Annotated in this window: 1 pseudogene; it reads left to right on the forward strand. The window is 34.9% G+C overall.

Features of this window, described 5'->3' with window-relative positions:
* Positions 1 to 468: 468 nt before the first annotated feature.
* Positions 469 to 853: pseudogene (locus ACFINC_RS10210) on the forward strand (Ppx/GppA family phosphatase); the annotation flags it as partial.

Raw genomic sequence — 853 nt, forward strand, 5'->3', positions numbered from 1 at the left:
TCATGAAGCTTGTATTCTAGCATAATCACAGCTATTTCGTTGCATATAATAAATGAAGCTTATGTGTGGATAATGTAATTGGAAAAAAGAAAATTTTTTCTGATAAATCACGCCAACGTATAGATTTTTGCAGCCTTAAGCGTTAGCAAAGAGTATGATAGTGCTGGTTTGTTACAATAGAGGTTATTGTGTGTGAATGATATAAAAGAACATAATGTACAAAATTTCTGTGAATGTAAACGTTTAGTTTATATTTTTAAGTTCATAAAGAGAAGCATGACTTTACGGTAATAACCAAACGATTATACAAAATCTGAATGATACGAGCGTAGAAAGTTTCGATGATAAGAAAAAAGAGAATGGTTTCTTGTATTTTATCATTTGATGCTGCATTGTTGCTTTATTTAGGAATGAGCAGAAGAGTTTTCGCGTTTATTTATTGGGGGAAACGCTCAAAGGATAAGAGAGATGACCCCGTTACATTATGGTTCAAAAGAGTCAAAGCAAGGAGAAACACACGATACCAAAGCAAATCGGTTGTATGAGCAATGTGGGAGTAATAAAAATAATCGCTTTGCATTGTCGCGAACAGAGGCATGCTCTATCCTTGTTGATATAAAGAGACAACAAAGACACTGTGAACAGAAACAGGTTTTGATTCAATCGGAGACAGCTTTTGAGTTTCATCGTCAAACAATAATAGATGCTCAAAAAACAAAAAAACATCAAGCACCTTTTCTGCGACGGTTCTCTCGAGTAAAATCTCCACCACTTTATGCGGCGCTTGATTTAGGAACGAATAATTGTCGTCTTCTTATCGCATCTCCTAGTAAACCTGGATATTTTCGTGTTG

Source organism: Bartonella sp. AP58NXGY (assembly GCF_042195785.1).
In the GTDB taxonomy this organism is placed as follows: Bacteria; Pseudomonadota; Alphaproteobacteria; order Rhizobiales; family Rhizobiaceae; genus Bartonella.